Origin of the sequence: Acinetobacter chengduensis (assembly GCF_003664645.1) — a bacterium.
GTDB classification, from domain to species: domain Bacteria; phylum Pseudomonadota; class Gammaproteobacteria; order Pseudomonadales; family Moraxellaceae; genus Acinetobacter; species Acinetobacter chengduensis.
In genome coordinates this window covers 1-10892 of sequence record NZ_RCHC01000036.1, presented here as the reverse complement: position 1 = coordinate 10892, position 10892 = coordinate 1, and the positions used below count along the sequence as shown (strand labels likewise).

Here is a 10892-nt window from a genome sequence, read left to right as displayed (position 1 = left end):
TTGGAACTCATCAACAATATGTTGATTGATCTTCTGGCAACAATGGCCCGCCTAGACAATGAGAAACGTATAGAACGTATTAAGCAGGGCCTGGCACGTTCGGGTTACAAACCAACAGGCAAGAAGGCAAATGAGGCTAAACATAAACGAATAAAAGAATTGCTAGTAGTTGGCAATATGACTAAGGAAGAAATTGCCAAAGCAGTGAATTGTGGAGTTGCAACTGTCTATCGAGTTGCTAAAGTTATCTAAAAGAGGCTTATCTCAACGCGCCCCCAATGGGGCACCGCTGCATTCAGGTTACTTCACATAAGAAATTTTATGTTAAATGATTGTTAGAAATGCCCCTTGATCGAGGCATTTTCTATAAAGAATACTAAAAACTAATTAAAGCCAACCAAGTTTCAAAACAAGGCAGTTCTCAGCAATCATATTTTTAAATTATATAACTCCCAACTGAGCTTTTGCTCCAACGATAAGGCTTTCATTTTGAGTTTCTAAGGCAAATAAACCATACATCAAAGGAGAGGCCGCTGCTCTTTCTAAAGTCTGTTCATATAGTTTATTCCAAACTTTACCCCCTAGTTTTTCATACTCGATGATTAGAGTTTTGAGGCTTTCTTCTCCAAACAAAGTTACATGCCCAGCAAAATCAATCGCTGGGTCATCTATATGGGCTGTTGACCAATCAATAACGCCTGAAACAGCTCCATCCTTTGAAGCTAGTACATGCCCAGCATATAAATCGCCATGTATAAATTGGGTGAAATCTGCCCATAGAACATCATTATCCAACCATTTTCTGTAGCGGGTTTCCAATTGCTCACTTATACCAATTTCAGATTTTACTAACTGCAAATTGTTTGCTATTTCAGGTCTTAAATCTGAAGGTTTCATAATTTTCAAATCATTTTCCCGAACTTCTTTTTCAGGAATACTATGGATTTCAAATAAGGTTTTTGCCAAAGATGTTATGTATTTCGGGCTATCTTTGTCCATATTCCAAATTATTTCATAGGTTTCAGCATCCAAATTTAAAACAGGATTATCTTTAAGTATGGGATAAGCCACTAATTCTGTAGATGAAATTCTCCAATCAGGAACCTCTACAGAAAGATGTTTTTTTACCAATTCTAAAATGCGTTTTTCTTTCTTGATTTGTTCCCTCATGCCATCACGACGAGGAATACGCAGCAACCATTGTTGCCCCTTTGTATCAAGAGCAAAAACGACCTTAAAATCAATGCCCATTTCATTGAAATTCATTTTGTCCGTAAGCAACAAGCCGTGTGCTTCAGCAAGTGATTGAATATCTTGAATTGTCATTTTTAATTTCCTTTAAAGAGTTCAATAATTAATGTTCGGATTAGATTGGCTATCATTAACAATCTCTCTCAAAAGTCTTGATGATTTTGTGGTCTTTGATCTCGTAGATAATGTCAGCAATATTATCGACCAATTGCTTGTCATGAGATACGAAGATAATAGTTCCTGCATAGGACTTCATCATTGTTTCTAATGCGGCAATACTTTTTAGGTCAAGATAGTTTCCTGGTTCATCCATAAGCAAAATATTATATTTTCCTAAAAGCATTTTGGATAAAAGCAGTTTGATGATTTCACCTCCCGATAAGTCGGATAAGTTTTTTTGAATATCATTCGCTCCGATCCCCATTGAAGCCAATACTGCACGAATTTCCGCAACTGTGTACTCGCACTCTTCCTGCATAAAGGAGAGCACAGATTTATGCGTGTTAAATTTATATCCTGTTTGTGTAAAGTAGCCAATTTCAGCTTTTGGAGATATGGTTAATCCATCAGCACGTTCTGATATCATTTTTAACAAGGACGTTTTCCCTGTTCCATTCGATCCAGTTATAGCGACTTTAGCGCCAAGCGGTATTATAAAGTTAGCGTCATCAAAGATAGTACGGCTACCAAATTTTAAGCTCAGACCATCTGCCGTAATCGGGAACTTATTGTGCAGTTCTAGGGCTGAACTTTGACGAAAACGAATAGAACGCAAATGCTCTGGTGCTTGAATATCTTCTAATGCAGCCAAACGCTTTTCCATACTCTTAGCTGCCTGATACAGTTTTCTTTGCTTGGTGCCAGTCATTTTTGCATGCCCAAGTCGTCCAGCACTTTCGGTAGAGTTTTTGGATTTTTCTCCTTTTTTCTTATTGTCTAATCGATTAGCTTGCTGGCGTTTTTCTTGCACAGCAGATTCTAATCGCTCCCGTTCCTTCATCATCAGCTCATATTCTACGGCTTGGTGTTGTCGCTCTTCTTCTTTTTGACGCAAGTAATCCGAGTAACCACCCCAATATTCCGTAATTTTACCGTCTTTTAACTCCCATATCTTGTCTACAACCATATCAAGAAAATATCGGTCATGACTGATAACAAGTAATGCTCCATCAAATGCTTTAAGTTGACCAATAAGTAGATCTATTCCATTGAGATCAAGGTGGCTGGTTGGTTCATCCGCTAGAATGCCATGTACTTGTTGGGAAAATGCGGCAGCAATTTTTGCACGAGTTTCCTCTCCGCCACTCATTGTGTCGTTTTGTACATTGGAAACACCAAGGCGAGATAACATTGCCCGGTCTTCGACCGTTTCTATTTCGATTCCGCCCAGTTGGCTGATATGTGCAAAATCACCAAAACGCTGTAATGTCGCTTCGGCTAAAACAATTTCGCCATTAAGTACTTTGAGTAAACTACTCTTTCCTGCTCCGTTATCACCCACAAGACCAATACGGTCATAAGAGTGAATTTCCAATTCATCAATATCCAAAACATCACGCCCAGCATAATCCAAGCGTATGTTTCTCGCTTTAATAATTAAACTCATTTTTATTTACTCCTGTTTAGCTCTTGAAATTTTTTATGCAGCAAACAGGATTTAGGTGAAAACAAAAGCTAGCATCACAGTGTCCTCCCAAAAAAAAAGCTATTCATCCACAGGGTGGACAAATAGCTAGTCAATTAAGTTATAACTGGAAACTATGCACTAAAAGCATACTTATAAATTAAGCATACTTTTACTTTATATATCCGCATATATTCTTAAAGACACAACAAAAGCCCACCATTATAAAATAGTGTCACTATGCAAATAGTTGTGTCTTAACGAATGCGGATAGAATGCATAAACTTACCTAAAAAATAAAATTCAGTTTTATGATAACTTTACTGTTAAAAGAAGTCTAGACAACCTTGTTTTATGCTTGGATATAAGGCTTATTTTAAAATAATAGTAGTGAAGATTTTCTAAAATTAACATAATACACCTTATACGAAACGTGTTATAATTAACCTTTAAATTCATACACTTATTTTAAAGTTTATAGCCCAATCGAGCCCGTTTGGGCTTTTTTTATGATTTTTCACGTTCCACGCCTAATATTTGATCAATGTTCCACGGTTTTAATAAGCCCAGGTGAACAATCAAGCATTAATCATCATTCAAAACTGCTTTCAGTACTCGACCAAATAGACCGCGTTTTTTAGGTTCTGGTGTTATCGTAGATGTTTGCTGAATAGGTTTATTTTCTATTGGGGTAACTTGTTCTGGTTGTACAGTTTCTTGTAAGTCTGTAGTTGTACGGATTTGTTCATTTGTACTGTAAGCCTGACTGTCAGGCTGAATATTTTTAGGTGTATAGCCAAGTGCTAATGTTAGATTGTCAATTTTATCTTTAAGTTGCTCAATCTCTTTGTACATACGTCTTTCACGTTCTTCAGAAACTGACTTATCGTGCCGTAATTCTTCGATTAGTTGCTTGTACAGTTCTATTGTAGTGCTGTCAGTTTGCGTACTGTCAGGCTGACTGTAAGCCTTACTGTCAGGTGTGCCGTAAACACGTTGCATTTCACTAAAATCAATGACTTTTCGATTCTTAGCATCAATTTCATAACTGATAGAACCATTCTTCATACGATCATAGATTGATGTACGAGCAATTCCATACTTTTTAGCTAACTCAGCAACGGTAAATTTAGGCATTGTTATTTGATTGGTTTTATAGCTATGAATAATGATTCATCATAGCTGATTTTTTCATTTATAAATTACGTGTAATTCACCATATTGAGTTTGAATCTTCTGGGAATTTCTAAACTGGAAACAAGTTTGGATTGCCGGGATCTGCGAAAAAGGTTGTTTAGGAATGTAATTTTTGCATAGATCTGGCGATAACATTTGCAGACCAAGACCTTTAAGCCTAGCTTCTATCATTCTGTAATTTAATGCTTTCTCGATTCCAGATTCGACCATTGTTTGGCTCAGAAGGCCGAAAGTTAGACCTGTGATAGTAACTATTGCCCAGCCGATAGCTAATTTTTTTAGAAAGCTTAACTTCAGTTCCTTCTTTTCTTCTAAAACATGATCTTGATATGCTTTTTCACGCTGTTGGTATAGTTCAGCGGATCTTTGTGCTGTCGCCTGTAATTCAGTGCTGATCTCTTTCACTGTTTTAAGATCAGCATTATATGTTGTGATAATTTGATTATGAAAAGCAGTGGAGTTTTCTTTCAACCGTTGTTCTGCTTTATTAAAAGTAGAATCTAATTTATTAAATGTAGAGCTAGCAAGCTTTTCAGCGGTATCTTTCGCACTTACTTCTATTTCAGATTTCAATTGATCTGAAATTTGTTGAGTAAGTTTCGATGACACTTGGTTAATAATTTCTTCTGAAATTCGATTCGAGACAATGTCCGAAAAACTGTCTGAAATTGTACTCACTTGATTTTTTAAAATTTCGACTTGCTGAATTGCGATGTTGGTCGCAGCACGCATATTATTTTGATAGCGCTGACCATTATTTTCTAAATGTTCTGTGAGCTGTCGAGCATGTACATCTGCATTTTTAATATGTGCTGCTGTCTGTTCAATATTTAGATTTGATGCTTGTAACTTCACTGCTTCAAGTGCTTTTTGAGCAACTGAAATTTGCTGAACAACACTATTTAATTGCTTGCTGACGTTTTGAATATCATCAAAACTTGATGCAATCTTACTGTCAAAATTGGACAGTGTCTCAATTAGCTTCGGAAAGTTTGTACTGACTGTATCTGTCTTTGAAGCAATGACTTTCAATTGCTCCAGTAACTCTAATTTTGCTGTTTGAGCTTGTTTGTCTTGATTTTCAATTGTGCTGACGATTGCTGTCAGTAAATCAATAATTTCGCTGTTGTCAGTCATGTGACTGCTCCCATTGAATAATTTTAAAACGGTGAATAATCGTTGTCGTTGTCATCTTTAGGTTCTGCCTTCGGCTTTGGCTGTTCAGCTTGCTTCTGTTTCAAGCGTTCCAATTTCTGACTGAGTGTTTCGGGTTCCGTTGGTGTTGCACCTGGGGAAGTAGATTCTTTCAAACGATCTAATTTTTCTCGTAAATCGAGCGGTTCATACTCGTGATCTGCAAGTTTGTTATCTATTAGCTGATGTGCGTTATTGATCTGATCAAGCAAGTCTTGAGCTTGCTCAAGTTCTGATTTGGGTTGCGGTTTTAAGCTATCTAGCAACTCTTTTTCAGCAAGTTTTTCACCATTTAAAATTTTGTATGCAAGCTCTTTAGGCAATGGCACATTGATAAAATTTAGATAGTCCGATTCTGTTTGTTGCTTTAATTTTTGCTGTTTGTTGTATTCGTGAACGTCCATCTTTTTGCCTTGAGCAACACGGCTTTTTACCATTTCGCCTTCGTGAACGGTTGCTGAAATTTGCAAGCCCAAGTCTTTATATGACTTATGTGTATAACGCTCAATTCGATTATTTTTTTCTAGTGAATTATTAATACTCACACAAAATTTTTCTCGCATAAATTGCAAAAAGTTTTGCTCAAGATTCATTAAATCGGGCTTATCTTTTTTAATCTCTGAGCCATATTTGATTGGGTTAAAATCTTTAACCTGATTGCCAATTTTAAACGTATCACCAAAAGATTTTTTCTTGCGCTTTGCGTTAAAATCTTGGTCAGTCATTGGTTCAATTTTGCAATACGGAATCACAAAATGAACGTGATTATTTTGTATTTGTAGTCTTAAATCTTCATCATCTTCTGGCAAATTATACTTTTCAATTTCTTCTAAACGTGCCTTTTTATGCTTCAAATTATCTGCTTCGTGTATCGCAAAACTGATCGAAGTTCCGTATTGATCTGTGAACATATTGCAAAATTCTTCAACAATTTTAACTTGTTCTTCTGGTGGGAGTTCAGGCGGTAAAGCTGCAATAGAACTATATGCAATAATGTTTGTCGAAGCGTGGCTATTATTCTCAATATGATTATAAAATTGTTCTTCTGACATATTCGTTTTAATGCCATGCGGCATAAAAAAACCTGTCTCAATAACACCAGATTTTTTTGAAAAATTATGCTCATTCCCTGTTAAATTATTTAGCAATTTTCGTGCATTAATATATGCAATTATTCTTAATATGCTGTGACCATTTGATTTTTTGACAGTCGAAACTCTGTGAGAATATTGATTGCGAATTACAATTTTATCTGACATATCTGTGCCTCGCTGCCGGTTTTGCTTTTCTACTTTTAAGACGTTACATGAAAATAATTATTGTGCAAAGTGCAATAAATTATTTTCTCATGATAACGGTTTAAAAGTCCCCTCCTGCCCTAGCTTGGGAGGGGGCGCACGACTCAAATTGAATATGAAGCGAAGCGTAATGTTCAATTTGGGTTAAAGTGCGCTTTTTCCTATGTCATTCCTACATTCTCATAGTCTACGCTTGCGCTGGACTATAAGAATCTGGAATGTCATGGAAAAAGTTTAACGGCAATCGGCTCTCACACTTCAATAATTTAAAAGCGATAATTTGCCCTTGTTTTTTTTATATTGTGATGATTAGATATTTTTATTTATGAGAATATAAACATGAATGAACAAGATAAGACTCCAATTTTTGACAGCAAAGAATATGCTAAGCAAGTTAGTGAATTAATCAGTAAAATTGAAAGTCGTAAATTGTCAAAAGAACAGTTAAAAGATGCTCAAAAATCTCTTGCTGATATTCAAAAACTAGCAAGTGAAGCAATCGAAAAATTTAAAGATATACTTCCAGATCTGACACCAGCAGAAAAAAGAATTGTAGATGCTCAAAAATTTGGTATTGCTGATTCTATAATTAATCAAATTTTTGATAGTAGCGATAAAGTTTTGAATCAGCAGGAACAAACATATTTTATTGAGTTACTGACAAAAATTCTAACATCTGCTCCAAAGCGTGAACAGAATAAAATTTTCAAAGGTTCTGATAATTTAAAAGAAGCACTGTACTTACATAATGATGATGCACGTAGAGAAAAGCTAAAAAATAAGATGTGATTTTTCTGAGTACAGCTTTAACAAAATATTTTGTTAAAGCTGTACTCAAATTTTCTTATCATTAAAATGGTACAGGTTCTTCAAAAGCTATTCCAAATTCTTGAAGCTTATTAATCCATCGCTCTTGATTACCATTTTTAAAATCATTTTTTATTCGATCAATCATCTCATTTATTGCTTCACCTGATTCTTGAAAACGTGGTAGTAGTTCAGGTTTTTTAATAATTTCTTTATAGACCATTGTTGCTGTAATTTTTGGTTGTTCATTTTGTGGTTCATCTGGTACTTTTTTCTTTGGTTCTTCTGCTTTGACTGTTCGTTTTTTTGTCACAGTGAAATTAACATGACTTGCCTTTCGCCCTTCTTTTTTCACGGCCTTAAACTCAACAGTTAATTCAGTTTTTTGATTGATAGAATCAATATGAGGTTTGAGAATAGTAGTTTTAAAATCACGATATTCTGGATATGAATCTCCATTGAGTCCAAGAGCAAGTTTTAGCTCTTTCAATTGAACATCAAAATTATAGCGAAACTCATTTTGTATGAGAAACGGATAAAGTTTTAAACCGTGTCCACTTAGAGATATTGCTGACTTTACTTTAAACTTTGTGAATGAATTTTGCTGATTAAATACATACATGATGTAAAGAGCAAAATGTGTAAATGATATATAAAAACAACCATCTTTATATGAGCATGAATTGATTAATCTAGTTCTAATATCTCTATCTTTTTCAGAATGGTAAAAGACCACACTATGATCATAAAGGGCATCTACAACCCGGTTTAATATTGTGTATGTACTATCAACTTTTAAACCTGTTAACTCAGCGTATTCCTTTGCTGTGATGCAAAATTCCATACCTTCATGTGGATCTTCAGCTAAACGTACTTTTGGGCTAAATAAAAATAAAATTTTTAGAACATCGTCTTTAGGAGCCTTTTCATGCTTGAGTTGCCAAAAAATATTTTGAAAAACAGCTAACTCTGCTGGATAACGCTTATCTGGAGCTGATAACGGAAAATAATTCTTATCAGCATCGTCAAAGCTAATTATTTTCTTCTTTAACGCAGGCATTGAAAACTCTCAAGTTTATAGTTTTTAAGTGGGGGTTGTATTGATAATATCACCACCACTTGATAAGTCAAGATGATTGAGTTTTAGCCTAACTAACCTAACAATCCACCCCCACTAACCTAACAATCCACCCCCACTAACCTAACAATCCACCCCCACTAACCTAACAATCCACCCCCACTAACCTAACAATCCACCCCCACTTAAAGCCACTAACCTAACAATCCACCCCCACTAACCTAACAATCCACCCCCACTTATTAGGCTGTAAGCCCCTGTTTACAAGCGCTATAGCTACCCTGTAAAGCTTTTTTAAAGCTTTTTAAAGCTGTAAAGCTTTATAAAAGCTTTTAAAAAGATTAAAAATAGAAAAAGAAAATCGCCCTTGGTACTCGGCAAGCCTCGTACTATATTGCTGTTCGCTTACGCTCACAGCATCGGGGGCGATTTTTATAACTGCTGTACCTGATAACCAAAAGAAAAAAGAAATTATGGCATTCGCTTCGCTCATGGCATTTTTAAAAGCAAAAACTTAGAAGTTCGCACCCTTCGGGATGCTCTGTTACTTTCATTGTGAAGCTGATGGAAGCTTGTAATCAGAGAAAAAGCATGCCGAAAATCGTATTTCATCAGTTCGCTCGTAGACACTCGCTCTATAAATAACTGTTATTGTTTAAATTTTCTTAAAATTAAGCATTATTTTTTGAATTTTATGATTGATTAGAAATTTTCTTTTTCATGTTTATTTGATGGTTATATTTCACGTTAATGTAAAACATAGCTCTATTTTGCGCTTATTTACGCTCTATCCATCATTTCATGTTTTTATGATGTCTGTTACCAATAAGTGTTCTATCGTTGAATTGGGAGCAAATAAGAGCCTATTTTTCAAGTGAACTTTCAGATGGACATTTTTATTTGGGGCTTACAGTCAAATTTCGTATAAGAGATTTTATGTTAAGTAGCCATTTTATTAGACTGCTCCCAGTATCCTAGATAAATAGATGAGCTAATTAACCAATATATTCGGCTCATTACTTGAGTCGAATATATGCTATATTCAACTCATCTTAGATTTTCAGAGAAAGATTGAAAATGCAGGAATGGATTTGGCAAATACAAAACTGGACAAATTTCACATGGCAAGATTCAATTATCTTGCCTAAAACCAGACAGATACATCAAAAAATAGGGATTCTTCTTGGACAAAGTCAGCATGATTTAGCAAAAGAACAATTCACTCTAGATACTCTTCTGGCCAATCTTGTTGCTTCATCAGCAATTGAAAATGAAACCATCAATGTTTTTTCATTGCGATCATCTCTAGCTCAACGCTTGGGTGTTACGCTTGAACAGCCTTATCCAAGCTCAGATCGATCAGAAGGCTTAGCCAATATCATGCTAGATGCACTTAACGATGTTAAGCAACCACTGACTGTTGAGCGTCTCATGCAATGGCATCGTTGGCTTTTCAATGATCCGGATTGGACAATGCAACGTTTACGCATTGGTCAACTTCGGGGATCAGAGCCTATGCAGGTCGTTTCAGGTCGATTGGATTATCCAAAAGTACATTTTGAAGCACCGCCAAGAGAAGGCTTAGAAGAACGCTTAAATACATTCATAGCGTGGTTTAATCAAAGTCTGAATGATTCATTGCTTGATCCTCTGTTACGTGCAGGCATTACCCATTTATGGTTTGTTACCCTACATCCTTTTGATGATGGTAATGGACGTATTACACGTACCCTTACAGACCTTGCTTTAGCTCAAATGGATGAACAGAGTATCCGTTTGTATGCAATGTCTACTGCGATATTAAATAAACGTAAAAGTTACTATGAGATATTAGAACAAACTCAAAAAAATGATTCTGATATCACAGATTGGCTAGTTTGGTTTCTAGATACATTGAATGATAGCCTTGAAAAAACCTTAGCACAGATCAATCGAACATTATTTAAAAGTCAATTTTGGCATAAGTATTCAAATTTAGCCCTGAGTGAAGAACAACGCAAAGTCCTAAATCGTTTATTAGACGGTGGCGAGAATGGCTTTGAACATGGTATCAGTGCGTCACAATATCAAAAGGTTGCTAAAGTCAGTAAAGCAACAGCTACTCGCCATTTATCAGATTTACTTGAGAAAAAATGTATCGTCAAATTAGAAGGTGGTGGACGTAATACACGCTATCAGATCAATACTCAGTTATAGATATTCTAAGTAATAAAAAACCCCAGCATCCTGCTGGGGTTTTTTATTGGAACATTCGGTCTCTGTACTCTTACGTATCTTATATAGCGCCATCCTGGTGCTCATTTTTTAATTCTAAGGAACTTCCTGTTCCTGACGAATTAATCATATGAATATTCTAGTATTCCGAATAGCAGCAAAGGACCTGAATTGACGTAAGTAAATGCTTACAAAGATGATTAAAAACTGTCCCAGGTTTATCCGCAGG

Annotated in this window: 10 protein-coding genes; 3 read left to right on the top strand and 7 right to left on the bottom strand. The window is 35.6% G+C overall.

What is annotated here, in order from left to right:
- Positions 1-252: helix-turn-helix domain-containing protein (locus tag D9K81_RS17470; RefSeq protein WP_235831057.1), on the top strand; the 252-nt coding region annotated here is incomplete at its 5' end.
- Positions 253-441: 189 nt separating this feature from the next.
- Here the strand turns inward: D9K81_RS17470 and D9K81_RS17465 are convergent.
- The 5 genes from D9K81_RS17465 to D9K81_RS17445 form a co-directional block, all read right to left on the bottom strand.
- Positions 442-1326, bottom strand: coding sequence for an Mph(E) family macrolide 2'-phosphotransferase (locus D9K81_RS17465; protein ID WP_000155092.1), 885 nt, complete (start codon positions 1324-1326; stop codon positions 442-444).
- 55 nt (positions 1327-1381) lie between these two features.
- Positions 1382-2857, bottom strand: a complete 1476-nt coding sequence (msr(E), locus tag D9K81_RS17460; RefSeq protein WP_000052512.1) for an ABC-F type ribosomal protection protein Msr(E) — start codon at positions 2855-2857, stop codon at positions 1382-1384.
- A gap of 603 nt (positions 2858-3460) precedes the next feature.
- Positions 3461-4012: a plasmid replication DNA-binding protein gene (locus D9K81_RS17455; protein ID WP_121523924.1), complete on the bottom strand. Its 552-nt coding sequence runs from the start codon at positions 4010-4012 to the stop codon at positions 3461-3463.
- A 54-nt stretch (positions 4013-4066) separates the two neighbouring features.
- Positions 4067-5209, bottom strand: coding sequence for a hypothetical protein (locus D9K81_RS17450; protein WP_121523922.1), 1143 nt, complete (start codon positions 5207-5209; stop codon positions 4067-4069).
- A gap of 23 nt (positions 5210-5232) precedes the next feature.
- Positions 5233-6525: a MobA/MobL family protein gene (locus tag D9K81_RS17445; protein WP_121523920.1), complete on the bottom strand. Its 1293-nt coding sequence runs from the start codon at positions 6523-6525 to the stop codon at positions 5233-5235.
- Between the two features lie 378 nt (positions 6526-6903).
- Between D9K81_RS17445 and D9K81_RS17440 the strand changes: the two genes are divergently transcribed.
- Entirely contained in the window at positions 6904-7353 is a 450-nt protein-coding gene (locus tag D9K81_RS17440) for a hypothetical protein (RefSeq protein WP_121523918.1), read from the top strand.
- Between the two features lie 61 nt (positions 7354-7414).
- Here the strand turns inward: D9K81_RS17440 and D9K81_RS17435 are convergent, their stop codons facing one another.
- The gene (locus tag D9K81_RS17435; protein WP_121523916.1) at positions 7415-8431 is read right to left on the bottom strand and encodes a replication initiation protein; all 1017 of its coding nucleotides are present in this window, start codon (positions 8429-8431) and stop codon (positions 7415-7417) included.
- Positions 8432-8753: 322 nt separating this feature from the next.
- A complete protein-coding gene (locus tag D9K81_RS18360; protein ID WP_147433948.1) occupies positions 8754-8942 on the bottom strand; it encodes a hypothetical protein in 189 nt (62 codons plus the stop codon).
- A gap of 584 nt (positions 8943-9526) precedes the next feature.
- Between D9K81_RS18360 and D9K81_RS17430 the strand changes: the two genes are divergently transcribed.
- A complete protein-coding gene (locus tag D9K81_RS17430) occupies positions 9527-10645 on the top strand; it encodes a Fic family protein (protein ID WP_086197637.1) in 1119 nt (372 codons plus the stop codon).
- Positions 10646-10892 lie beyond the last annotated feature (247 nt).

What these genes read in the sequence shown, in the direction of transcription:
- D9K81_RS17450 (WP_121523922.1), bottom strand. Translation starts at nt 5,209, where the DNA reads ATGACTGACAACAGCGAAATTATTGATTTACTGACAGCAATCGTCAGC.
- D9K81_RS17435 (WP_121523916.1), bottom strand. Translation starts at nt 8,431, where the DNA reads ATGCCTGCGTTAAAGAAGAAAATAATTAGCTTTGACGATGCTGATAAG.
- D9K81_RS18360 (WP_147433948.1), bottom strand. Translation starts at nt 8,942, where the DNA reads ATGAGCGAAGCGAATGCCATAATTTCTTTTTTCTTTTGGTTATCAGGT.
- D9K81_RS17455 (WP_121523924.1), bottom strand. Translation starts at nt 4,012, where the DNA reads ATGCCTAAATTTACCGTTGCTGAGTTAGCTAAAAAGTATGGAATTGCT.
- D9K81_RS17430 (WP_086197637.1), top strand. Translation starts at nt 9,527, where the DNA reads ATGCAGGAATGGATTTGGCAAATACAAAACTGGACAAATTTCACATGG.
- D9K81_RS17465 (WP_000155092.1), bottom strand. Translation starts at nt 1,326, where the DNA reads ATGACAATTCAAGATATTCAATCACTTGCTGAAGCACACGGCTTGTTG.
- D9K81_RS17440 (WP_121523918.1), top strand. Translation starts at nt 6,904, where the DNA reads ATGAATGAACAAGATAAGACTCCAATTTTTGACAGCAAAGAATATGCT.
- D9K81_RS17445 (WP_121523920.1), bottom strand. Translation starts at nt 6,525, where the DNA reads ATGTCAGATAAAATTGTAATTCGCAATCAATATTCTCACAGAGTTTCG.